Annotated in this window: 18 protein-coding genes; 10 read left to right on the top strand and 8 right to left on the bottom strand. The window is 63.0% G+C overall.

The features are described from left to right. The first annotated feature begins 221 nt into the window (after positions 1-221). The 5 genes from HALO32_RS14505 to HALO32_RS14525 all read left to right on the top strand — a co-directional run bounded on the left by HALO32_RS14505 (position 222) and on the right by HALO32_RS14525 (position 6,873). Complete coding sequence (locus tag HALO32_RS14505) at positions 222-1,877, top strand: AMP-binding protein (RefSeq protein WP_151444620.1); 1,656 nt, start codon at positions 222-224, stop codon at positions 1,875-1,877. A 16-nt stretch (positions 1,878-1,893) separates the two neighbouring features. Beyond that, the gene (locus tag HALO32_RS14510; RefSeq protein ID WP_151444621.1) at positions 1,894-2,661 is read left to right on the top strand and encodes an SDR family NAD(P)-dependent oxidoreductase; all 768 of its coding nucleotides are present in this window, start codon (positions 1,894-1,896) and stop codon (positions 2,659-2,661) included. 204 nt (positions 2,662-2,865) lie between these two features. Next, positions 2,866-4,677 (top strand): acyl-CoA dehydrogenase C-terminal domain-containing protein, encoded by a 1,812-nt coding sequence (locus HALO32_RS14515; protein WP_151444622.1) that lies wholly within the window; start codon positions 2,866-2,868, stop codon positions 4,675-4,677. 186 nt (positions 4,678-4,863) lie between these two features. Then, positions 4,864-5,829 carry a zinc-binding metallopeptidase family protein gene (locus tag HALO32_RS14520; protein WP_151444623.1) on the top strand — a complete coding sequence of 322 codons (966 nt, stop codon included), beginning with the start codon at positions 4,864-4,866 and terminating at the stop codon, positions 5,827-5,829. 192 nt (positions 5,830-6,021) lie between these two features. Continuing rightward, positions 6,022-6,873: a glutathione S-transferase N-terminal domain-containing protein gene (locus tag HALO32_RS14525; RefSeq protein WP_151444624.1), complete on the top strand. Its 852-nt coding sequence runs from the start codon at positions 6,022-6,024 to the stop codon at positions 6,871-6,873. A gap of 9 nt (positions 6,874-6,882) precedes the next feature. Here the strand turns inward: HALO32_RS14525 and HALO32_RS14530 are convergent, their stop codons facing one another. After that, on the bottom strand, positions 6,883-7,359 hold the full coding sequence (locus tag HALO32_RS14530) for a nucleoside deaminase (RefSeq protein ID WP_151444625.1): 477 nt from the start codon (positions 7,357-7,359) through the stop codon (positions 6,883-6,885). A gap of 188 nt (positions 7,360-7,547) precedes the next feature. Between HALO32_RS14530 and HALO32_RS14535 the strand changes: the two genes are divergently transcribed. Then, on the top strand, positions 7,548-7,916 hold the full coding sequence (locus HALO32_RS14535) for a hypothetical protein (protein ID WP_151444626.1): 369 nt from the start codon (positions 7,548-7,550) through the stop codon (positions 7,914-7,916). 40 nt (positions 7,917-7,956) lie between these two features. On the opposite strand, the gene HALO32_RS14540 is transcribed toward HALO32_RS14535, so the two are convergent. Continuing rightward, a complete protein-coding gene (locus tag HALO32_RS14540) occupies positions 7,957-8,364 on the bottom strand; it encodes a hypothetical protein (RefSeq protein ID WP_192576523.1) in 408 nt (135 codons plus the stop codon). A gap of 222 nt (positions 8,365-8,586) precedes the next feature. Here HALO32_RS14540 and acuI point away from each other — a divergent pair, with 222 nt between their 5' ends. After that, the gene (acuI, locus tag HALO32_RS14545) at positions 8,587-9,570 is read left to right on the top strand and encodes an acrylyl-CoA reductase (NADPH) (RefSeq protein ID WP_151444627.1); all 984 of its coding nucleotides are present in this window, start codon (positions 8,587-8,589) and stop codon (positions 9,568-9,570) included. Positions 9,571-9,718: 148 nt separating this feature from the next. Here acuI and HALO32_RS14550 read toward each other — a convergent pair whose 3' ends face one another. The 5 genes from HALO32_RS14550 to HALO32_RS14570 all read right to left on the bottom strand — a co-directional run bounded on the left by HALO32_RS14550 (position 9,719) and on the right by HALO32_RS14570 (position 15,774). After that, positions 9,719-10,966: an ATP-grasp domain-containing protein gene (locus HALO32_RS14550; protein ID WP_151444643.1), complete on the bottom strand. Its 1,248-nt coding sequence runs from the start codon at positions 10,964-10,966 to the stop codon at positions 9,719-9,721. Positions 10,967-11,112: 146 nt separating this feature from the next. Next, positions 11,113-13,044, bottom strand: a complete 1,932-nt coding sequence (locus HALO32_RS14555) for a hypothetical protein (RefSeq protein WP_225810058.1) — start codon at positions 13,042-13,044, stop codon at positions 11,113-11,115. 347 nt (positions 13,045-13,391) lie between these two features. Beyond that, positions 13,392-14,450, bottom strand: a complete 1,059-nt coding sequence (locus HALO32_RS14560; protein WP_151444629.1) for an alpha/beta hydrolase — start codon at positions 14,448-14,450, stop codon at positions 13,392-13,394. 5 nt (positions 14,451-14,455) lie between these two features. After that, positions 14,456-14,758, bottom strand: coding sequence for a winged helix-turn-helix domain-containing protein (locus HALO32_RS14565; RefSeq protein WP_151444630.1), 303 nt, complete (start codon positions 14,756-14,758; stop codon positions 14,456-14,458). 17 nt (positions 14,759-14,775) lie between these two features. Continuing rightward, the gene (locus tag HALO32_RS14570; RefSeq protein ID WP_192576524.1) at positions 14,776-15,774 is read right to left on the bottom strand and encodes a hypothetical protein; all 999 of its coding nucleotides are present in this window, start codon (positions 15,772-15,774) and stop codon (positions 14,776-14,778) included. 238 nt (positions 15,775-16,012) lie between these two features. Here HALO32_RS14570 and HALO32_RS14575 point away from each other — a divergent pair, with 238 nt between their 5' ends. Both HALO32_RS14575 and HALO32_RS14580 read left to right on the top strand, forming a co-directional pair. Then, positions 16,013-17,317, top strand: a complete 1,305-nt coding sequence (locus HALO32_RS14575) for an ATP-grasp domain-containing protein (RefSeq protein ID WP_151444631.1) — start codon at positions 16,013-16,015, stop codon at positions 17,315-17,317. 26 nt (positions 17,318-17,343) lie between these two features. After that, entirely contained in the window at positions 17,344-19,368 is a 2,025-nt protein-coding gene (locus tag HALO32_RS14580; RefSeq protein WP_151444632.1) for a CocE/NonD family hydrolase, read from the top strand. Between the two features lie 12 nt (positions 19,369-19,380). On the opposite strand, the gene bioA is transcribed toward HALO32_RS14580, so the two are convergent. Beyond that, positions 19,381-20,664, bottom strand: coding sequence for an adenosylmethionine--8-amino-7-oxononanoate transaminase (gene bioA / locus HALO32_RS14585; protein ID WP_151444633.1), 1,284 nt, complete (start codon positions 20,662-20,664; stop codon positions 19,381-19,383). Between the two features lie 472 nt (positions 20,665-21,136). Between bioA and HALO32_RS14590 the strand changes: the two genes are divergently transcribed. After that, on the top strand, positions 21,137-23,884 hold the full coding sequence (locus HALO32_RS14590; protein WP_151444634.1) for a DNA methyltransferase: 2,748 nt from the start codon (positions 21,137-21,139) through the stop codon (positions 23,882-23,884). Positions 23,885-23,887 lie beyond the last annotated feature (3 nt).

Below are 23,887 nucleotides of genomic sequence, written 5' to 3' on the forward strand. Positions count from 1 at the left end.
GCTCGACCATCGTCTAGTCCTCTCCTGCCGTTCAGGGCTTGCCCCGTTCCTCGGGAGCCTCTAGCTTGTACCAAGCGCTTGCTAGGTTGACGCTTACGTCAACTGCATCTAATCAGAAGGCAGGCGCGTGCGCCAGCGTCGGCGCTGCCGTTTCCTTCTTTGCCAGCATTTTTCGTCAACGTTTGTCGCCACTACAAGCACAACCCGCGAGAGGGCAGTACATGAGCACCCTTCCCGACTACCAGAGCTACCTCGAGACCTTCTCCGTCGATGACGTCATCGCGCGCCTCGATGACCACCGCGACGGCAAGGCCAACGCCTTCGAATCCTGCTGCGGGCGCCACCTGCGCGCCGGCCGGGGCGATGTCCTGGCCTTGGTGCACGAGGACACCCAGGGCCAGGTCAACACCCTGACCTACGCCGAACTCGACGCCGAGAGCGCCAAGCTCGCCGGCTGGTTTGCCGAGCGTGGCCTGGGCGTCGGGGATCGCATCGCCTGCATGCTGCCGCGCTCGCCCGAGTTGCTGGTGGCGGTGCTGGCGACGTGGCGCATCGGCGCCGTCTACCAGCCGCTGTTCACTGCTTTCGGTCCGGATGCCGTGGACTACCGCCTGGGACGCGCCGACACCAGGTTGCTGATCACCGATCAGGCCAACCGCTTCAAGTTCGATGGCCTGACCCAGTGTCCGCCGGTGCTCGCCGTGGGTGGCCCCGACGCCGGACACGCCGACGACCTGGACTGGCAGGATGCACTGGACCATGCGCCGATCCAGGCCACTCCGCCCCGCCTCTCCCGCGACGAGCCCTTCCTGCAGATGTTCACGTCCGGCACGGTGGGCAAGCCCAAGGGCGTGGCGGTGCCACTGGCCGGCATGCCGGCCTTCGCCCTCTATATGGAACTGGCCGTCGACCTGCGCGAGAGTGATCGCTTCTGGAACATGGCCGACCCGGGCTGGGCCTATGGCCTCTACTACGCCATTGCCGGGCCGCTGCTGCTGGGCGTGACGACCCACTTCTGCGAGGCAGGCTTCAGCGCCGAGGGGGCGATGGCCTTCATGAAGCGCCATCGCATCACCAACTTCGCCGCTGCGCCCACCGCCTACCGGCTGATGAAGGCCTCCGGCCTGTTCGACGACGCCCATCAGACCCTCGAGCTGCGCGCCGCAAGCTCGGCCGGCGAGCCGCTCAACACCGAGGTGGTCACCTGGGTCGAGCGCTCGCTGGGCTGCCCGGTCATGGACCACTACGGCCAGACCGAGACTGGCATGACCTGCAACAACCACCATGCGCTGGATCATCCCAAGCATGTCGGGGCCATGGGCGTGCCGATGCCCGGCTACCGCCTGGCGATCCTTGATGCCGAGTACAATGAGTTGCCCCCGGGCGAGCCCGGCGTGCTGGCGGTGGACATCGAGAACTCCCCGGTCCACTTCTTTCAGGGCTATACCTGGCAGGAGAAGCACCCCTTCGCCGAGGGCTACTACCTGACCGGCGACGTGGTGATCAAGAACGAGGACGGCACCTTCCAGTTCGCCGGCCGCGACGACGACATCATTACCACCGCGGGCTATCGTGTCGGGCCCACTGACGTGGAAAACAGCGTGATGACCCACGCGGCGGTGGCAGAGTCCGCCGCCGTCGGTCAGCCTGACGAGATTCGCGGCGAGATCATCAAGTCCTATATCGTGCTTCGCGAGGGCTTCGAGGCCAGCGACGAGCTGGCCAACGAGATTCGCCAACTGGTGCGCGAGCGTCTCTCGACTCACGCCTTCCCGCGGGTGATCGAGTTCGTCGAGGAGCTGCCCAAGACGCCGAGCGGCAAGATCCAGCGCTTCAAGCTGCGCGCCGATGCCGCCGACCCGGCCTCGGCCAAATGACGATGAGGACCCTGACATGCAAGTGAAGGACAATACCTTCCTGATTACCGGTGCCGCCTCCGGGCTGGGGGCGGCCACTGCCGAACGCCTGGTTGCCGCCGGCGGACGCGTGGTGCTCTGCGACCTGAGTGATGCCGTGGAGGCCCATGCCGAACGGCTGGGCGAGGCCTCCCGGGCGATACGCGGTGACGTGACCTCCGGCGACGAGATCCAGGCGGCGGTGGACGCCGCCGTCGAACTTAGCGAAGGCCGCGGCCTCGCCGGGGTGGTGCATTGCGCCGGTGTGGTCAGCGTAGCCAAGCTGGTCGATCGCGAGGGCAACCCCGCCGACCTCGACGCCTACAACCGCACCATCCAGATCAATCTGGTGGGTACCTTCAACGTGATGCGCCTGGCCGCCGCGGCCATGGCGAAGAACGCCGCGGGAGAAGACGGTGAACGCGGCGTCATCATCAACACCGCTTCCATTGCCGCCTTCGACGGCCAGGTGGGGCAGTGCGCCTACAGCGCCTCCAAGGCCGGCGTGGTGAGCATGAGTCTGCCGGCCGCCCGGGAGCTCTCGCGCCACGGGGTTCGGGTGATGGCCATTGCGCCCGGCGTCTTCGAGACGCCGATGATGAGCGAGATCCCCGACGAGGCTGCCCAGGCCCTGGCCGCCTCCGTGCCCTTCCCCAAGCGGCTCGGCAAGCCCGACGAGTTTGCCCGCCTGGCCGAGCAGATCATCAACAACGCCATGCTCAACGGCGAGGTGATTCGCCTGGACGGCGGTATCCGGATGCAGTAAGGCCTTCGGCCAGTCGCCAGGAATCAAGGGGTCAAGGCCGCAAGGGGAGGTTTCCTTGCACCTTGACCCCTTGATGCTTCCCTCTTCTTTAAACGAACGCTTGACTCTCTTTCTGTCGGCGGCTAATTTCAAACACATGTTTGAAAGCGGCGGCTGCCGTCTTCCTGCGCCCGACTGCAGGCGCCCTATTATGGAGAGTTCGAGATGCCCGACTACCAGGCCCCCCTGCGCGATCTTCGCTTCGTGATGGACGAGATGCTGGACTATCCGGCCCACTACGCCCGCCTGCCCGGCGGTGAAGAGGCCAGCCCCGACGTGGTCGGCGCCATCCTGGAGGAGGGTGGGCGCTTCGCCCGCGAGGTGCTGCTGCCGCTGAACCAGAGCGGCGATCGCGAGGGCTGCCGGCTGGAGGGCGGCGAGGTGAAGGCGCCGAAGGGCTTCAAGGCGGCCTACGCCCAGTACGTGGAGGGCGGCTGGCCGAGCCTCGCCGCCGAACCCGAGCATGGCGGGCAGGGGCTGCCGCCGTCGCTTGCCATGGTGCTCAACGAGATGGTCTGTGCCACCAACCTGGCCTGGGGCATGTACCCGGGTCTTTCCCACGGTGCCGCCGATGCGCTGCGCCACCACGGCACCGACGAGCAGAAGGCCACCTACCTGAGCAAGCTGGTGGAGGGCACCTGGACCGGCACCATGTGCCTCACCGAGCCGCACTGCGGCACCGATCTCGGCCTGATCAAGACCCGCGCCGTGCCCGATGACGACGGCAGCTATGCGGTAACGGGAACGAAGATCTTTATCTCCGCCGGCGAGCACGACCTGGCCGAGAACATCGTCCACCTGGTACTGGCCAAGCTGCCCGATGCGCCTGAAGGCTCCAAGGGGATCTCGCTGTTCGTGGTGCCGAAGTTCCTTCCCGATGCCGACGGCAACCCGGGCGAGCGCAACGGCGTGGTATGCGGGTCGCTCGAGCACAAGATGGGCATCCACGGCAACGCCACCTGCGTGATGAACTTCGACGCGTCGAAAGGCTACCTGGTGGGTGCACCCCACAAGGGCCTGGCCTGCATGTTCACCATGATGAACGCCGCGCGAATCGGCGTCGGTATCCAGGGCCTGGGGCTTATCGAGGCGAGCTTCCAGAACGCTCTGGCCTACGCTCGTGACCGATGGCAGATGCGCGCGCTCTCGGGGGCCAAGGCGCCCGAGAAGGCCGCCGACCCGATCATCGTCCATCCGGACGTACGCCGCATGCTGCTGACCCAGAAGGCCTTCGCCGAGGGCGGCCGGATGCTGGTGCTCTACACCGCGCAGATGATCGATACCGTCGAACACGGCACTGACGCCGCCGAGAAGGCGCGTGCCGAGACCCTGCTCGGTCTGCTGACCCCTATCGTCAAGGCGTTTCTCACCGAGGTGGGCTTCGAGGCCACTAACGAGGGCGTTCAGGTGTTCGGCGGCCACGGTTACATCCAGGAGTGGGGGATGGAGCAGCTGGTACGCGATGCGCGCATCACTCGTCTCTATGAGGGCACCACCGGCATCCAGGCCCTCGACCTGCTGGGCCGCAAGGTGCTGATGAGCCAGGGCGAGAGCCTCAAGGTCTTCACCCGGGAGATCCACAGGTTCTGCCGGGACGAGGAGGGCAACAGCGACCTGGCCGAATTCGTGCGTCCGCTGGCCAAGCTCAATCAGGAGTGGGGCGATGTGACCATGGCCATCGGCATGAAGGCCATGAACGATCGTGAGGAGGTGGGGGCGGCCAGCGTCGACTACCTGATGTATGCCGGCTATGTGACCCTGGCCTACCTCTTCGCTCGTGCGGCGAAACAGGCCCGTGTCGCCCTGGCCGAGGGCACCGAAGAGGCGGCCTTCTACCGCGCCAAGCTCGATACCGCACGCTTCTTCTACCAGCGCCTGCTGCCACGCACCCGCGCCCACAAGGCGGCCATCGAGGCGGGCGCCGAGCCGCTGATGGCGATCAGTGCCGAGGACTTCGGCCTGGGCTTCGAGATCTGATACGAATCGGGTTCCTTCCCGATCGGCAAGGATCGCTGTGGAGGAGGGGGATGGCCTTTACGGCCTTCTTACCCTATGTGCGGTACGGCACTGACGGTTTGATTGTCGGGCGCGAGAAGATCAGGATGCTACGTAATGCGTCGAGCGATCTCTTCGCTCTGCCGTTCTTCCTGGAGTGACTTCCTTATGCGTGTGTTCGCCAATCCGGTCGGTGCCGGGTCCCTCTGGTTCGACAACCTCGCGACCGCTACCGGCACGCCCGTTGCCTACGACCCTCAGGCCAGGGCTTTCATCACCATGCCGCCGTATTGCGCGAATCGCGACGTGATCGGCTGCAACTGGATCGCCCCCAAGCAGGGCGCCTTCTGTCGCGCCTGTGCCATGACGGAGCTGGCCCCGGATACGTCCATTCCCAATGCCGTACCCCATTGGGCCCAGACCGAGGCCGCCAAGCGCTGGGTGCTCGATAACCTGGGGCGCTGGAACTGGTTTCGGCCCGAGGATCCGGGCGCGCGGCCTGTCTTTCACATGCTGGCCGAGGGGCACACCCCGGTGCCCATGGGGCATGTCGGAGGCGTGGTGACGATCAGTGTGGCGGAGGCCGACCCTGTCCTGCGCACCACGCGGCGTGAGGCCCTGGAAGAGCCTTACCGCACCATGATCGGTCACATGCGTCACGAGATCAGTCACATGCTCTGGTGGCGTCTCAGCCTGAGGGACGATTTCCTCGACGCCTTCCGCGCCATGTTCGGTGATGAGCGGGAGGACTATCCCGCCGCACTCACACGCCATTACCACAATGGGCCACCCCCCGACTGGCGCTCGCACTTCGTCAGCACCTATGCCTCGGCACATCCCCACGAGGATTGGGCCGAAACCGCGTCCCACCTGCTGCACCTTACGGATATCGCCGATAGCTTCGTTGCCGCCGGCCTGTCCTCCTCTGACCTGCCGCATCTCGGTTGGGATCCCTACATGGAGGCAGACGCCGAGAACCTGATTCACATTGCGACTCACCAGGTCATGGCGGTCAACCACATCAATCGCGCCATGGGGCTGCCGGATCTCTATCCCTTCGTGCTTTCCGAAAAGGTTCGCCGCAAGCTGGTCTTCATGCACGACTGGCTCCGTCGAGGCGCTCAAGGGCTTTGAGTCGGATTCAAACTCTGGATTGGGCTTCCAGGGGGTGCCGTTGCCTGGCCTCGGAGAAGGCCCGACGCCAGGGATGGTGTCTGCCGTTTCTTGGCGGGTTGACTGGTATCGATCCCGAGTCAGAGGCATGATGACCGCCTCGACGCTCCCTGAGGCGGCGAGAGACTGTCACCTGCCCGAGGAGCTGCTCCCATGTCCCGAACGACCCGCCTGCAAGACCTGATCCGGGTGTTGCGCCACCACACCGACCCGATCGGCGGGCCGGAACTCGCCGAGAGTCTGGGGATCGGCCTGAGGGCTCTCTACCAGGATATCGCCGCGTTGCGGGCGGTGGGGATCGAGGTGGTTAACACGCCCGGCCAGGGCTATGTGCTGCCTCCCGAGGTGACACTGCCTCCCGTGGCACTGGCCGAGCCCGCTGCGCGGGAGCCGGCCGAGATCACCTTCTATACCCACCCGCTCTCCCGGGGCGGGATCGTCCACTGGATGCTCGAGGAACTCGGCGTGCCCTATCGCACGGTGATTCTCGAATATGGCACCAGCATGAAGTCGCCGGATTACCTGGCCCTCAATCCCATGGGCAAGGTGCCGGCCATTCGGCATGGAGACACGGTGGTCACTGAGGCGCCTGCTATCTGCGCCTATCTCGCCGATGCCTTCCCTGAGGCCGGCCTTGCGCCGCCGCCTGCCGTTCGGGGCGACTATTACCGCTGGCTGTTCTTCGCCGCCGGCCCACTCGAGACGGCCATCTCGCTCAACAACCTTGGCGTGCAGCCCACGGTCGAGCAGCAGGGCCAGCTGGGCTGTGGTGACTACTGGGTTCTGATCGACACCCTGGCGTCTGCCGTCAAGGGTCGTCGCTATATCGCCGGCAAGGCGTTCAGTGCCGCCGACGTCTACGTTGGCTCGCACCTCGGCTGGGGCATGCACTTCGGCACCCTTCCTCGCCGGCCCGAATTCGAGGTTTACTGGGAAGGGCTGCGGATGCGGCCGGCCCACCAGCGTTGTGAGGCCTATGTCGAGCAGGTGCTGGCCGGAGGCTGATTCGCGGGTTCAGGTGTCATGCAGCCGACGGTGAAGGCTGTGCACGCGCTCGGCGAGTTCCGGCTCCGGGCCTTCGACCTGGGCATCCGGCACTATGGCCTGAATCGGCAACGGGCGAACCCTGGGCGGAGCCGCGCCCAGCGCCTCGAGCCACGTCTCCAACTGCTCGGACGAGCTGGCATAGACGATCCGTCCAAGGCCTACCCAACCGTGGGCTGCCGCGCACATGGGACAGTGCTCTCCGGAGGTGTAGACGGTGGCCCGCGCGCGCTCCTCGGGGGGCAGGTTCTCCGCCGCCCAGCGTGCCAGAAAGAACTCCGGATGCTGGGTGGCATCCCCGCCGGCCACGTGGTTGTGGTCTTCCACCAGCACCTCACCATCGCCACTCACCAGCACCGATCCGAACGGTTCGTCGCCGGCCTCCAGGGCCTCTTCGGCCAGTTCCACGCAGCGCTCAAGATGTTGTCTGTCAGTTGTGGTGATCATCGTCCTTGCTCCATGAGGTTCGCATTGATTCCCAGCATAGGGGCGCGGTTGAAAAATTTCACTGCCCAGGCTGTTGAGGCTTGCCCTTGGAATCCCGAAGACGACTGAGCTAGGCTGGGGTTCTTGCAAGGGAAGGGGGGCGAGTTGCTTGGTTCTGAAATTGACCCTTTTTCGACAGGGAGCGCTTCATGAGCAACGGACCCTACGGGCAAATCGCGTGTGACTGTGGGGCGGTATCGCTGCTGGTATGCGGTGCTCCCCTTGGCCTCGGCCTGGATGCCGTTGACGAGCCCGTTACCTTCTGGCCGCTGGATGCCATCCAGATTGGCCAGGGTGCCGACGAACTCGATGTCTCCCCGCAAGCCGGCGGAGGGGATTGCTGGGCATGCCGGCGATGCCGCGAGCGCTTGCTGTGCGCCCATGAGGAAGCTGGCGTGGCGGTGCTGACGGGTCAAGAGGGAGATGCGAGCGATCATCATGCCCCGGCAATGACGTCCTCGTGGCAACGCTCGCTCGAGGCGCTGGGCTATCGGGTCAGGTCAGTTCCCGGGGCCTGAACTTGCCCTTTGAGCTGACCCTTATCATGCAAAGACGCCATCACGAAAGGCGCCGCCAGCCCTGAAGCAGATGGCGGGCGGCGTTGTGCCAGAGACCGGGGTGTTCGACGGGCGGCGGGGCGTCCAGCGCGAGAAGAGCGCGCTGCAGGCCGACGAGGATGGCATCCAGGTGTCGGTGGCAGAGGGTGCTGTTCAGACCCCCCGGGCAGTGGGCCAGCAATGCATCGCACTGGGCACAGGCGGCTTCCAGGCCTCGATGGGCCTCCTCATGGGCGGGGGCCTGGTCGCGGCATGTCTTCAGGTCGCGACAGAGCATCTTCAACATCCTGCCGTCCAGCCAGCAGGGCAGCTCGTCGCTCGCCTTGCCGGCCATGGAGTGCTTGATGGCCTGGAAGGAGACTTGCAGGAAGACGACGGTATAGTACGTCCTGGAATGTTTGGCGTTCATGCTGGCCGACCCGGCAACACTCTTTTGATGAGAATAATTATCGATAATAGGCTCGGCTGGCCCTGGCTGTCAATGTGGGTCCGTGGGGCAGGCATGAGAGTGGCGGAGCCCGTCGCTTCCGTCCAGACTTTCGCGATAAATGGGGCCGGGCGGGCTCGGGTGTCGGGTGAAGTCGTCTAAGGGTCAACCGGTCTATCAATCGGCTTATCAAGGAGGTTCAAGATGTTCAAGGCAATCCTGATCGACAAGCAAGACGACGGCCAGCACGTGGCGCTGGAAACCCTCGAGGAGTCGCGGCTCCCCGAGGGAGACGTCACGGTGCGGGTCGAATGCAGCACGCTCAACTACAAGGATGCCCTGGCCATTACCGGCAAGGGGCCGGTGGTGCGCTCGTTTCCCATGGTGCCGGGGATCGACCTGGCGGGCACGGTCGAGAGCTCGCAGGCCGAGGCCTACCAGGTCGGCGACAGGGTGCTGCTCAATGGCTGGGGTGTCGGGGAAACGCACTGGGGCGGCCTGGCCGAGAAGGCCCGGCTGGACAGTCACTGGCTGATTCCTCATCCGACCACCTTCAGCGCTCGGCAATCCATGGCCATCGGCACGGCCGGCTACACCGCCATGCTGTCGGTGATGGCACTGGAGCGTCAGGGCATCACGCCGGAGCGGGGCGAGGTGCTGGTCACCGGCGCCAATGGCGGCGTCGGCAGCTACGCCATCGCGCTTCTGGCACGGTTGGGCTACCGGGTCGTGGCCTCCACCGGACGCCTGGAGGAAACGGCATATCTCGAAAGCCTGGGGGCCCAGGAGGTGATCGAGCGCAAGACGCTCTCCGAGCCGGGGCGGCCCCTGGCCAAGGAGCGCTGGGCGGCGGCTATCGATTCGGTGGGCAGCCATACCCTGGCCAATGTCCTGGCCGGGACCCGCTACGACGGTACCGTCGCGGCCTGCGGACTGGCACAGGGAATGGATCTGCCAGCCAGTGTTGCACCCTTCATCCTGAGAGGCGTGACGCTGGTGGGGATCGAGAGTGTGATGCGGCCCTATGAGGATCGCGTCGAAGCCTGGCGGCGGCTAGGTGAGCTGTTGGCTCCCGAACAGCTGGAGGCCATCACCGATACGATTGCCCTGAACGAAGCCATTGACAAGGCCGGCGACCTGCTGGCGGGTAAGGTCCGCGGACGCGTCGTGGTCGACATGGCTCGCTAGACGGGCGGATAGCGGGGCCAGCGGACGGTGGGGGAGAGGGCGAGTTTCGTCGCCGCCCTGATGAATCAGCTTGCAGGAAAAAGGGCAGGGTCTGAGCCCTGCCCCTGGTCAGAGGCCGTTTCCATTCGAGACGGCCGTCGAGGCGTCACTAGACGTAGAAGTCCAGGTCCTCTTGGGCCTTGAGCAGGTCCCGCATGGTGATCGGGTCATCCCCGAAGAAGAACACCAGACCCCAGTGAGTGCCGAACGCCGAGCGGTCCGGCACCGTCTCTTCGGCCGGTGCCACCAGCTCGTGGGATTCGAAGTAGGGATGCTCGATGGTTTCCTTGGGCATCTCCAGCTTGCTGACCACACGACGGCGCGGATAGACGCCGAAGCAACCCGCATAGCCTTGCGCGCCTTCCACTTCCTTGGGGAAGAAGGCATCGACCTCTGCCTTGGTGCTCTTGGGATCGAAGACCAGCATCGATGCCTGATAGGCACTGAAACCGTAGGCGCGCTCGATGAGCTCGAAGGCCTTGAAACCGGGCGGACGATAGGCGACTTCACCAAAATACATCTCGCCGTCCGCCGTGACGAAGTACTCGGGATGGATCAAGCCGAACTTGATGTCGAAGGTCTTGATCAGCAATTCGATCTGCTTGGTGATCGCGTTGCGCCAGCTCTCGAGCTCCTTCGTGGCGGGAACGAACACTGAATAGCCCAGGGTGACGTATTCCGAGATGTTAAGGAACTTGATCTTGCCGTCATGGATCCAGGCCTCCACGGCAAACTCCCAGCCGTCCAGGTGGCTTTCCATCAGCAGCGGATACTCTTCATCCGGAATATGCTCGATTTCTTCCATCGTACGAATCATGCGATGGCCGAGACACCCGGCCTTGTCGAAGGCCTTGACGTGAATCGGGTCATCAGGGTCGCCATCGAGCTTGAGCAGCGTCTGATTGACGCGCTTCATGAAACGAACGACGTCCTCCTTCTCGTGGGCTTCCTCGAAGATCCCCACACGAATGCCGCCAAGCTGAGCGCGGCGCTTCATCAGTGCCTTGTCGCGGAACAGGATGGACTGCCCGTACATGCGCGGGTTGTCCATCAGCACGGAGTTTATTGCGCCTGACCATTCGACGGTTTCCTCGAACAGCGGGATGGCCACATCGACGCCTTCCTCCTTGAGCCGTTCCGCAATCTCCAGGGATCGATCATTCAGGCGAATGAAATCCCAGGGAATGAACGGAATCTTGTTGGCTTCGCAGAAGTCGGCGGCCCAATCGGGCGCTACCACCACGTAGCGGCGGTCGAATTTCTGAGCGGCCTTGATGGCGTTGACGCTCCAGCCCAGCAGCGCAATGTAGCCCTTGTTGGGATCCTTGGGTGTTTCGGTTCCGCGCACCGAATCCATGGTCGGGTCGGTCCAGCTCGAAACGTGCTCGGGGATGGGGGTTTCTGGTACTGATGACATACAGTGCACTCCTTCTGCGTTTAGCAGGAAATTGACGCTCGATTATTAGCGGTCCTGTCGAGCTTATAGTGCCGGGCATCCAGGGGCTATCGCCCCGATGCCCAGCTATCCTGGGCCAGACGCATGGCCCGATCTACTTCATCGGTTGGAATAAGGCTCGGGTCTCCCTTTTCGAGCGGGTCGTAATGAAAGACGTAGAGTCGTGATGCGAACTGGGTAACCGGTAGTGAGGCCTCCCCGTAGAGTTCGCCATTGCCCTGGGTCGAGGTAACGATCCCCTGTCCCCAGTCCTGCCCGCTGTCGTTGTTGGGGTTGAAGAAGTACACGCGCATGACCTGGCTTGGGTCGAGCGCAAGGCGCTGGATGGTGATGGCGTGCCAGCCGAGAAAACGGTTGGCGCTATCGGTCACGGCAATGCCCGCTGGCTGCGGATTGATCACCGGGATGTTGCCGTTGTAGAAGGGGTGGTACGCCGCGTAGAAGTCGCGGATAAATCCCTCGAAGTCCTTCAATTTACAGGTAAAGACATCGACGGCGATGCGGAATCCATGGCCGACATAGTCGCCATGAAACTCGGGGTTGACCCACTTGTGCGGGTCCTCTCCGCGCCCGACACTGCGGCGTCCCATCTCGAAGTAGATGCGATCCAGGTGGGGTACGGTAAGCAAAGAGACGGCGTCCACATCGACGGGGGGCTCGGCTGACAGGCCGGCACCGAGCTCGCGGGAGGAAATATTGTTCCCTTCGAAGCGCATCACGATCTCGTCGTCGCGTGCCGCCCAGGCGACGATCCTCAGCAGGTCGGCCGGCGTATTAAAGGCCCACATGGACAAGGCGCGCGTCGATTGGCAGGTGGGGTAATTACCCTGACCCACGCCCAGCGGACGACCGAGCACATTGAGAACGTCGGCGAGCAGAAAGCACTCTGGCGAGCGACGGGTTCCAAAGACGTCAGCGATCTTCTGTGCCGCGGCATCGCACACTGATAGTCTCAGCTGCCGCCACAGCGACGGGGCCACGGGCGGCGAGTACAGAATGCCGCGCTCGAGCATCATGGCGAGACCATAGGCGGCCTGGCTGGTTTCGGCAAAGATTGCCTCGTCGATCAGCTTGTGAATCAACGCCGGGTAACAATGAAAGGCGTCTGCCCCCGTGTAGCTCAGGCCGAGCGCCGTGGGGATCAGCTCGTTCCACCGGTTGCGCAAGTAGCGTATGAATCCCGGCATGTAGGGCGAGACCAGGCCGGTGCTGTGCATGGCCTGGGCAAAGGCAATGGCTTCCTGCAACAGGGCGGCATCGTCCATGTTCGCCAGACGCTCGGCGTAGACGTCGAAGCCGGGATCTTCGCGGCAGCCCTCGGTGGGGCTGAACACGGCATCGATCAGCTGCACGGCATCGTCTCCAGCCTCGCCGGTTGCCGCGTCGGGATTATGGAGGCAGATGGCAATCTGGGTCACCATCTGCTTGACGCCATCGACCTGGACCGGACGCTGCGCCAGGATTCGCCAGACTTCGGCCACCAGGTGACCCAGAAGGTTCTGGTATCCGAGGTGCTGAAGCAGGTAGTGATATAGGGTCTGTACTGCGTAACCGAGCCGGTCAGGCCGCAGCCGGTCGCTTTCTTGCAGTTCGCTGACCACGATGTCGAGGTTCATGGCCATCACCTGAGCAAGAAAGTGATGAGCATGTTCAGCCGAAATGGACGGGTGCGAATAGTCTCCCTTGGCGACGGCCAGCAGACGAATCTGGCTCAGGCTTTCGACCAGGGTGGCGACCGGGTCGCCATGACGCACGGTACGAACGGCGAGCGAAGGCACCAGTGTCTGGGGATAATCCCAGTCGCTGCCACCGAAGAAGCCGGCGGCCTCTATCGCCGGTACTCGCGAATAGAGAATTTCCAGTCCCCTGGCATCGAACATCAGGGGGCGTGCCGCATCGATGACCTCGAATACAGGAGAGACTTCGGCAATGGCATTGGCGGCGGACAGGCGTTCGATCGCCGCGTCAAGCTGCCTCACCAGCGCGTCTGAAGAGCCATCGTCATGGCGGGAGGAATCATCAACATTTTCTCTCATTTATCCTACAATCCGTCCTAGCTCGCGACATGTCAATCGCATTTGGATAGGCCAGGCGCAGGATATCGTGCTGCGCCAGCCGCTGTGACAACGACAAATACTCGCGTAAAATCCTGTTTAATCTATTTCTTTTATAAAAAAGCTGCTTTCTCTGAGCTGTCAGGCTGGCGATGGTCTGCTCATCCCGGACGAGACGGCGCTCCGCGTACCACGCCGGGTCGTGGTGTCCCTGATACCGGGCGAGGCTGCGCTGACGCATCGAGCCCATGCACGACTGCATGCCGTGGGCATCAACCGGAGACATCATCGCAGAGGGCCTGGCGTGCCTCCCGGCGGTTTCGTTCGTGACCGGAGGGCAGGGGAGCGGTGGGGTCACTCAGCCAGGCCGCGATGTCGGCCTCGGTGCGTTCGCGCTGCGTGTAGCGGGTGAGCATGTGATAGCCCTGTGGGTAGACCACCAGGCGGATGGCCGCCTTCTCGGGCAGACGCTCGAGCAGGGCGCAGATCGCCTCCGGCGGGATGATGTGGTCTTCCGTACCGTAGAGGATCAGCGCCGGGGCGGGCATGCGACGGGCGGCGTCCAGGCTGGCGTCCATGGCAAGGCTCACTCCGTGCAAGGTGTCGACTCGCGCATCATTGAGGATCAGCGGGTCCTCGGCCTGCCGGCGCTTGATCTCGGGGTCATCGGTAGGCTCGATGCCGAGGTTTTGCACCGCACTGGAGGAGAAGCTCAGTGCCGGGAAGAGACGCACGCCCAGCCACAGGCCCAGGCGCTGGTACCAGGGCATGACCTCGAAGCCCCACACCGCGGGTGAGATCAGCACGCTGCCTTCTACGGGGGGCGGGTTGTCGCCGCTCAGGGCGAGGATCGCCACGGCACCGCCCATGCTATGGCCGACGAGGTAGAGCGGGGTCGCGGGATGGCGCTCGCTCAGCAGTTTGGCGAGCAGGGTGACGTCGTCCGCCAGTCGCGCGTGACCGGGCCAGATGCCTCTTTGGGCGGTGCTGCCGAAGCCGCGCTGGTCATGGGCATAAAGGGCGATGCCTCGGGGTGATAGGGCCTCGGCGAGGAGCTGGAAGGTGCCGCCGTGCTCGTTGAAACCGTGGATTCCCAGCACGATGGCCTGTGGCTCGCCATCGCCTGGCCAGTAGCGAAGTGGCAGCCGGTAGCCGTCCTCGGTAATCACCTGGTTCTCCGCCAACCGGGCCTCTTCGACGCCAGGCACTGGCGGCTCGCGGACGGCCCCTTCGCCACAGCCGGCCAGCAGGAGCAGCACGCCAAGCGGTACCAGCTCCAGGGCGAGCCGCCGGGCGATGAGTGTCTTTGCGCCGGACCAGGCCTTCACCATGCTCCTCATGGCCGAGGCGGATAGCCCAGGGTGTCTCGCAGCCGCTCGGCGTGCGCCGCTACCCACGCCGGGTCGATCGGTCCCCAGTCCCGGATGACGTAGGTGCCGATGTTGTGGCGCTCGCCGGGCTGATGCTCGAACTCGCAGCGGATGTCCAGCTCACCCAGCGCCCCGAGAGTATCCTGGGCGGTGCGCCGGGGCATGCCGGTGGCCACGGTGATCGCCGGAACGCTGGCGGTACCGGTGGCCACCAGGTGAGCCACATAGAGACGGCGGTAGAAGCTGGTGCGAGTCTTGCTCAGGGACATGCAAAGGATCCTTGGCGCTACAGGCTGACGCGGTCGATATGGCGGCGGAAATACATCTCCAGGCGTAGGGTCAATCCCCAGCGCGGCTCGCGGTCGGCATCCCGGGGAAAGTGCAGCGAGGGTGCGACATCCAGAAAGGTGAACCCCTTGTGGATATCGCGGCGGAAACGCAACTGCAAGTAGCTGTCCTCGATGGTGGTGTGGGAGAGGCTTTCACCAAGCACTGCGGCGGAGTAGCGCAGTACACTGCGGTCGTTGATGCGCTGGTTGAGCTCGGCGGCTTGGCTGAACTCCAGGGTATCCTTCGTCTCGCGCCACTGAACGTTGGTGAGAAAGCGCAGGTGACGTTTCTCGTCCACGGGGCGGCCCAGATCCCAGCGGGTACGCGCCGAGTAACCGTCTTCGTTGAACCAGGAAAAACGGTTGTCGCTGTGCAGCTGCCAGGGGCCCTCTTCCAGCGTCCAGAGTCGCTGGCTGGTCAGGCGAGCGTAAGGTTCCGGCGGCAGGCGCAACTTGATACCGGCCCCCACCCGGGTGTTCCAGTGGCGGCTCTTGTCCTTGTCGCCGAGCCGGCTCAGGCCCACCAGCAGGTCACTGACGCTATCGGCACGGTCATCGGTGAGCGCCGACTCCCTTTCCGACAGGGTGCCGCGGGTCTCGTCGGGCTCGCTTTCGATGATCAGTCGCAGGCGTTCCTCGGTAGTGGGCAGGTCGAGGCGGAAACGAGCGCCCAGGTCTTGATCGAAGGGCCGGCCTTCGCGCCAGTCCCATTCCTGGCTAAGGCGGAGATAGGAATCGGTGTCCACGGACAGCGCATCGGTGGTACCGAAGAAGCCATCGATGCGACGGGAGGTACTCTCCACCCAGCGCGAAAGGCCTGTATGAAAGGGCCCGATCCGTTCCTCGGCCCATTCCGGCAGGTCGCTGTCATCGTCGTCGACGTCCGGTGTGTCGGCATGGGCAGTGAGGCCGAGGGCCACCAGCGAAATGGCGACCAGTAGCCGGAATTCCGTCATTTCTCACCTCACTCGCCCTGTTTCGGGGAAGTCTACCGGCTTTGCTACCCTTTCCACCATCGCCACGCGCCTTCTTTGCATGGCCACCCCGGTGCGTGCATCAGACAAGAATACGTTGATCTATATTAAGGCATGCTGACAGCTCAGTTGCCATGCTTGTAGGAGATAGAAGAAATCTTGTTTTGTACTTGGTGGGCTTTTGCCATCAGCGTCGTCCATGCAGTAGTGAGGAAGCTATATGAGCTGGAATGTCTTTATCATCGGTCACGATGCGCTGAGCGAGCAGATGCTACCGCATCTGCGCCATGTCGAGGATTATGCTTTCCATGAGCTGCTGTCGTTCGACGAGGTCGTGCATGCCGATGAGTATCCTTTTGAACGCCTCACGGCGACCGCCCTGGCGCAGCTCGAGCGCTTTTCCGGCTCGGTGGATGCCATCGTCGGGTACTGGGATTTCCCCACCAGCGGCCTGCTGCCTGTATTGCGCCGGGAAAAGGGCCTGCCCGGCCCATCGCTTGAAGCCTTCCTCAAGTGCGAGCACAAGTACTGGAGCCGCCTTGAACAGGCCCGAGCCGTACCGGAGTGCGTGCCGGCCTTCCAGGCCATTGACCCTTTCGACGACCAGGCCGTCGAATCCTTAAGTATCGACTTCCCTTTCTGGATCAAGCCGATCAAGGCCCACTCCTCGCATCTCGGTTTTCTTGTCGAGAATGGCGATCAGCTGCGCGAGGTGCTGCCGTCGATTCGCCGTGGCATCGGACGCTTCGGCCGGCCTTTCGATGAGGTCATGGCGCTGGCCGAGCTCCCCGCGGAGGTGGCGGCTGTCACCGGGCATCACTGTATCGCCGAGGAAATCATCTCCGCCGGTCGCCAATGCACCCTGGAGGGCTACGTTCAGAACGAGGAGGTTCACAAGGTAGGCATCATTGATAGCCTGCGGGATGACACGCACCCCTCTGTGCTGCTGCGTTACGAGTATCCTTCTTCGCTACCCGACGCGGTAAAGGAGCAGCTGCTCTCGATTGCACGCCGCTTCCTCACCTGGATCGGCTACGACGATGGACCGTTCAATATCGAGTTTTTCCTGGACGACAAGAGCGATCGTATCTGGCTGCTCGAGATCAATGCCCGGATTTCGCGCTCCCATGCGGCGATCTTCCAGCTGGTTGACGGCGCGCCGCACATGCAGGTGATGGTAGACACGGCGCTGGGCATTCCGCCCCGCATGCCCCACCGTGAGGGCGATTACCCCATCGCTGCCAAGCAGATGTTGCGTGTCTTCGAGGACGGCTGGGTGCGACGGGTGCCGTCGGACGAGGAGATCCGCCAGGTCGAGGAGAGGTTTCCGGGTACCCTGGTGGACCTCAACGTGCATGAAGGCATGCAGCTTTCGGACCTCAGGCACCAGGACTCCTTCTCCTTTGAGCTCGGCGTGCTGTTCATCGGCGGGGAAAACCGTGAGGCGCTGGCGGAGCGGATCGAGCAGTGCCGACAGATGCTCTCCTTCGAGATCGAGCCACTCTCTTCTTCGGATCATTCCTGAACGTTCACTTCTTTTAGGAGGCCGTCGTGCGCGTCGTAACCGACTTTCCCTATGCGGTCGAATGCCGGGATCCCGTCTGGATCCCCATGGATGACGGAATCGAACTCTGTGCCCGCCTGTGGCTGCCGGAGGGCGTCGAGACGGCGCCGGTCCCCGCCATTCTGGAATATATCCCCTACCGCCTGCGTGATGGCTCAGCGCGGCGGGATGCCATGCACCACCATTACTTTGCCGGGCATGGCTATGCTTCGCTGCGGGTGGACATTCGCGGCAGCGGGGATTCCGGTGGCGTACTCACCGACGAATATCTGGAACAGGAACTGGTCGACGGCGAGGCGATCCTGCGCTGGATTGCCGCCCAGCCGTGGTGTGACGGCAAGGTGGGGATGATCGGCATCTCGTGGGGCGGCTTCAATGGCCTGCAGCTGGCCTATCGGCGCCCCCCGGAACTCGGTGCGGTGGTCAGCGTCTGTTCCACGGACGACCGCTACGCGGACGATGTGCACTACATGGGCGGCTGCTTGCTGGGCGACAATCTCTCCTGGGCCTCCACCATGTTCGCCTACAATTCGCTGCCGCCGGATCCCACCGTGGTCGGTGACGCCTGGCGAGAGATGTGGCACCAGCGGCTCGAGGGCAGTGGTCTATGGCTTGCGACCTGGCTCGAACACCAGCACCGTGATGCTTACTGGCAGCATGGCTCCATCTGCGAAGACTTCTCCCGCGTCGAGGTGCCGGTACTGGCCGTCAGCGGCTGGGCGGACGGCTACTCCAACGCCGTCAAGCGGCTGGTGGCGAACCTGCCTGAGCATTGCAAGGGGTTGATTGGGCCCTGGAGTCACAAGTATCCCCATCTCGGCGAGCCGGGGCCGGCCATCGGTTTCCTGCAGGAGTGCCTGCGCTGGTGGGACCAGTGCCTGAAGGGTATAGACCGCGGCGTGGAGCAGGACCCCGCGGTGAGGGTCTGGATGCAGGACAGCATCCCGCCGACGACCAGCGTGGGCTGCCGGCCCGGACGCTGGGTGGCAGAGCCCAGCTGGCCATCGCCCAATGTGACCCATTGGCGCCTGCCGCTGGCACCAGGGAGGTTGGCATTGGATGGCCAGCGGCGCCGGGAGGAAACTGCGCTCACCATGCAGTCACCCCTGACCTGTGGCCTGTTCGCCGGCAAGTGGTGCTCCTATGCGGCGGGCCCCGACCTGGCCCATGATCAGCGGGAGGAGGATGGCGGCGCCCTGACCTTCGACACGCCGCCGCTCGATGACGCCCTGGAGATAATGGGAGCGCCGGAAGTGGAGCTGGAGCTCTCGGCCGACCGCCCCGTGGCCATGCTGGCGGTCCGGCTCTCCGACGTGGCGCCGGACGACAAGGCCACCCGAGTGACCTATGGCCTGCTCAATCTGACCCATCGCGACAGCAATGAGGCGCCTTCCGCCCTGGAGCCGGGCCGTCGCTACCGGGTCCGCGTACAGCTCAACGATGCCGCCCAGGTATTTCCCCGCGGCCACCGGCTCAGGCTCTCGCTTTCCACCTCCTACTGGCCGCTGGCGTGGGCGCCTCCCGAGCGGGTGCGACTGACGATCTTCGACAAGGGTAGCGCGCTGCACCTGCCCCAGCGCCCGCCGCGCGACGAGGATGACCAGTTGCCTGCGTTTGCCGAGGCCGAGGCCGCCCCCTCTATCGACACCACGCAGCTCGAGCCCGGCCACCACAACTGGTATGTCCATCGCGATCTCGCCGAGGATCTCTCGACGCTCGAGGTGATCAACGACAGCGGCCGGATTCGGCTCGAGGACAGCGGGCTGGAGGTGGCGACACGCGCGGTCGAGACCTATCAGTCCCGGGACGATGATTTCGACTCCCTGAAGGCCACTACGCTCTGGGAGCGCTCGTTGAAGCGGGGCGACTGGGAGGTGAGCACGGTGACCCGCACCGTGCTGACGTCGACAGCCGTGGCCTTCGAGCTGCATGCCACCCTGGATGCCTATGAGGGCGAGCGGCGCGTTCACTGCCGCAGCTGGGATCTGACGATTCCGCGTCGGCTGGTCTAGCGACCGGCGCGATCAGCGTCTCAGGAACCACGCCTTCATCACTGACGTGATGCGACGCATGTCGCGCTCCTCGGTGATGTAGGCGGGCATGGTATAGAGCCAGCGGCCGATGGGACGCAGCCATACGCCCTGTTCGCGAGCCCAGTCGCCCACCCCGGCGAGGTCCGCCGTTTCGTGGGTCTCGATCACCGCGGTGGCGCCCAGCACTCGCACCTCGGCCACCGCCGGGTGCACCGCGAGTTCAACGTCTTCAAGTAGGGTCTCGCGCAGTACCCGATTGAGCTCTTCGATCTTGCCGAGGTAGTCCTCCTCCTCGAACACCGCCAGGCTTTCCAGGGCCAGCCGGCAGGCCAGCGGGTTGCCCATGAAGGTGGGGCCATGCATGAAGGCGTGCTCGGGGGTGTCGCCGACGAAGGCATCGTGGACCCGATCGGTGGCCAGCGTTGCTGCGTGGCCGAGATATCCGCCGGTGAGTCCCTTGGAGAGCACCATGATGTCAGGCGTGACGTCGGCATGGTCGGCGGCAAACATCCGCCCGGTGCGGCCGAAGCCGGTGGCCACCTCGTCGAAGACCAGCAGCACATCGAATTCGTCGCACAGCTCGCGCGCTCCCCGCAGATAGAGGGGCGAGGTCATGTTGAGCCCGCCCGCCGCCTGTAGCAGCGGCTCCATCAGCAGGGCGGCGACCTTGTGGTGGTGGCGTTCCAGTACCTCGCGCAGCGCGGCAAGATCCGACGCCACCGCCTCGGGCTCGGCATCGAAGGGGGCGGTAGGCGCCGGCGCGAAGGGGTGGTGGGGCAGGTAGCCGGCGAACAGCGAGTGCATTCCCTCCTCGGGGTCGCAGACCGCCATGCAGCCGGCGGTATCGCCATGGTAGGCCTTCATCAGTGAGAGCAGGCGGTGCTTAGCCGACTTGCCGCGCAGCTGGTGGTATTGCACGGCCATCTTCATGGCGACCTCCATGCCCACCGAGCCGCTGTCGGAGTAGAAAACGTGGTTGAGCCCCTCGGGGGTGACGCGCACCAGTTCCCGGGCCAGGCGGTCGGCGGGTTCGTGGGTGAGCCCGCCGAGCATCACGTGGCAGAGCTCGCCGGCCTGTTCGTGGATTGCCGCCACCAGCCGCGGGTGGGCGTAGCCGTGGATCATGCACCACCAGGAACAGGTGGCATCGAGCAGCGTCTCGCCACTCCCCAGGGTGAAGCGCGGCCCCTCGCCGCCGACCACCTTGGGAGCCGCGCGCTGGGTCTTGAGATGGGCGTAGGGGTGCCAGACGGGTGAGGAGAGGGGAGCGGTCATCAGAGGACTCCGTGGCAGCGGTGAAGCGGTATGAGGGCCACGCGAAAACGCCGCACATCTCGGAGAGATGACGGAGAGGTGCGTATAGCTAACGGGGAGAACAGATGGTGCGGATGGGGAGAGGGGAACTCACTACGCCAACCGGCACCAAAACTGCCCATGGATCATAACCTTGAGGGTTAGCGATTGCTAACCAGCTGTGTGGAAGTGTGACACCCAACAGTGAGTGGGTTGGTGCGGTTATCCTAGCGAGGCGTGAGCGTGACGGCAAGGTGTAACCTAGTTGCTCTTCTGCTGGTTTACAGCGTCATTGGGCAGCGCTCGTCATCTGAGATACCGGTTTGCCCCAATTGCTGACTGCCCCCAGCCTCCAGCGCTCCGCTCGAGTGACATCCCCTGTGTGCATGAGTAGTCTCTAAGAATAACGAATTACAGGCTTCACCAAAGCCAGCACGCAGGGAGCACAGGGCACATGGCCTTCGATCAGACCTATTGCATGGACACCCTCACCGCTGCGACCCGGCCTGATGCCGACAGCGGTGAGTTCATCTACGCCTTCCTCGATGCCTACGGCTTCCCCAGGGCAACCATCACCCAGGTCCGCAACGGTGGCCAACGCAACGTGGCCAGCCGCAAGGAAGAGGGGCACGTTGCCCTGAAGAACTGGCTCTACTTCATGCCGGTCAGACAGGGTGAGAGCGTCCACGAGGCCTTGCAGGTGCTGGCAGACGAGGAAGAACCTCCACGTCACAAGTGCCGCTTCCTGGTGGTGACCGACTGGCGGGAATTCACGGCACTGGACACCAGGACAGATGAGCGCTTAGAGGTGCCCTTCAGTGATCTGGCGTCTCAATACCTGTTCTTCGCCCCTATGGCGGGCCTGGAACGCACCAAGCACTTCGAGGAGGCGTCTGCCGACCTGAAGGCGGCAGCCAAGATGGGGCGGCTGTTCGACCGTCTGAAGGAGGTCAACGAGTTCAGCACCCCGGAGCAGCTGCATGCCCTCAACGTCTTCCTGACGCGGTTGCTGTTCTGCTACTTTGCCGAGGACACTGGGATCTTCCCGAAGAACGCCTTCACCAAGGTCATCACCGAGGCCAGCGGTGAGAGCGGGGAAGGATTGTCGGACCTGCTTGCCCAGCTGTTCCAGGTGATGAACCAGCCAGAGGGTGAGCGCCCGTCTGATCTGCCTGTCCACGTAGCCCAGTTCCCCTACGTCAACGGCGGTCTGTTCCGAGATGACATACCCGTGCCTGAGATTCGTGGCAAGGGTCGCCGGATGATGATCGAGTGCGGTCAGCTCGCCTGGGAAGCGGTAAACCCCGACATCTTCGGCTCGATGTTCCAGGCAGTTGTAGATGAGGAGAGCCGCGACGCACTGGGGCAGCACTACACTTCCGTGCCGAACATCATGAAGGTGATCCGTCCGCTGTTTCTCGACAAGCTCTACACGGAGCTGCACAAGGCGAAAGGCAGCCGCAAAAAACTAGCGGCGCTGCTGGAGCGACTGACGCGGATTCGCGTTTTCGATCCGGCGATGGGCTCCGGCAACTTCCTGATCATCTCCTATAAGGAGGTCCGTCGCCTAGAAATGGCGGTTTTTCGGGCGCTACAGGATGTGTCCGGCCAGCAAGAGATGTTAATTAGTGGGATTCGGCTGAGCCAGTTTTACGGCATCGAGATTGATGACTTCGCTCATGAGGTTGCACAACTCTCGCTATGGCTCGCCGAACATCAGATGAACACCTTGTTTGCCAAGGAGTTCGGACATGTTAAGCCACTATTGCCCTTGAAAGATTCAGGTAATCTCGTGTTAGGCAATAGCCTGAAGATTGAATGGCAGAATGTTTGCCCGAATGATGGTGGTCATGAAGTCTATGTTTGCGGTAACCCTCCGTTTGCTGGGAGAGGACGCGGCCGCTCGCAAAGCCAGCTCGAGGATATGGAATATCTGTATCATGGCGTAAATAGCTATAAGAAAATGGACTACGTTGGGTCATGGTTCTTCAAGGGTGCACGCTACCTCAATGAGAACTCGGAGCTCGCTTTCGTCGCCACGAACTCAATCTGCCAAGGAGAGCAAGTATGCATTTTGTGGCCCTTGGTTCTTGAGTCCGGTGTTCATATAAGCTTTGCTTACCATACGTTTCCATGGAAAAACAATGCCGCTGGAAACGCTGGAGTCCACGTTATAATTGTGGGGCTATCAAAAAATTGTATCGTTAGGCGTAATATTTATCGGAATATTGATAATGCTTGGCATATCCAGGAAGTCAGGAATATTTCGCCCTACCTAATAGAGGGTGATGACATTGTTGTTCAAAGTCGCGGCACATCACTTTGTGGTCGCCCCAAGATGGTGTTTGGTAGTATGGCGCGAGATGGAGGGTTTCTTTTCCTGACAAAAGAGGAAAAGGATGATCTTGTCGCGCGCTCACCAGCTTCCGAGAAATTTATCAGGTCTTGGATAGGCTCGGACGAATTCATCAAAGGTAAGGAGAGGTGGTGCCTTTGGATGGCAGATTATGAACTTGAAGATGTAATGAAAGAGCCTGCTGTGAGAGAGCGTGTTAACGGAGTGAGGAAGATGCGCGAGCAAAGCAAAGCATCTTCTACCCGAGAGATGGCAAATACTCCTCATGTATTTGGTCAGCTCGCTCAGCCCGCGTCAGGGAACTACATCCTAGTTCCGCGTCACACTTCCGAGAAAAGATATTATGCCCCGGTAGGGTTTTACGACCATTCGGTTATTTGCGGCGACTCCAACCTAATGATACCTCAGGGCTCTCTCTACGAATTTTCCATTCTTTCCTCGCAAATTCACATGGACTGGCTTCGACTTGTAGGGGGGCGTCTTAAAAGCGACTATCGATACTCAGCCTCGCTTGTCTACAACACCTTCCCTTGGCCCGAGGTCACTGAACGCCAGCGCCGAGATATTGAGAGACTAGGCCGTGAGGTCATCCTCGCTCGCGCAGCGCACCCTGACAAGATAATGGCGCAGCTCTACGACCCCAGCAAGATGCCCGATAATCTCTTGGTGGCTCACCAAGTGCTCGACCAGGCTTTGGAGAATCTCTACCGCGATCGACCTTTTCGTGACACTGCCGAGCGACAGGAGTATCTGCTGGCCCGCTACGAGGAGTTGATCGAAGCCGAGAAGGCGGCCAAGGTTGGCGGAAACAAGAAAACCCGCAAAGCCACCACCATGGAGGGCTAAGGC

Source organism: Halomonas lysinitropha (genome assembly GCF_902500215.1).
GTDB classification, from domain to species: domain Bacteria; phylum Pseudomonadota; class Gammaproteobacteria; order Pseudomonadales; family Halomonadaceae; genus Halomonas; species Halomonas lysinitropha.